This window comes from Arthrobacter sp. HMSC08H08, assembly GCF_001807575.1.
GTDB classification, from domain to species: domain Bacteria; phylum Actinomycetota; class Actinomycetes; order Actinomycetales; family Micrococcaceae; genus Pseudoglutamicibacter; species Pseudoglutamicibacter albus.
Window position 1 is genome coordinate 147,035 of the sequence record NZ_KV789382.1, and the last position, 433, is coordinate 147,467.

At 53.3% G+C, this 433-nt stretch carries 1 protein-coding gene; it reads left to right on the forward strand.

Going from position 1 to position 433, the window contains the following annotated elements; translation table 11 throughout:
• On the forward strand, positions 1 to 433 hold a 433-nt coding region (locus HMPREF3175_RS03900; protein WP_176745124.1), incomplete at both ends, for a hypothetical protein.

Below are 433 nucleotides of genomic sequence, written 5' to 3' on the forward strand. Positions count from 1 at the left end.
AAACGCAGGAGAAGCCGACCGCTAATAAGTACACGGAGAACATCCAAATCGAAGCTCCAGACGGTGTGGATGGACCCCTTATCGCGAATGTTAGGTCGAAGACCGAGTTCACGGATGAGCTCCTCGAGGAACTGGGTAAGGAGCATGGCGTAGACAATCCGGACACTAAACGCACGCTTGAAGATGACGTGAAAACCTGGCCTGAGGACCTCGGTGTGAGAGAAGATCAGGTCCGTCTCATCGGCGAGTCTCATAATGTGGCCCTCATTGAGGTAGACGGGCTCTCGATGGATGGGCTCTACGACATGTTCAGGGCCAAGGTTACCTATACCGATAAGGGAACATACCTCGTGGAGATTCGTCCAATGCTTGTGGCTCCGGAAGAGGAACTTAACCTTACGACAGAGGTGAGTGTGACCGTTCCGGAGCCGAT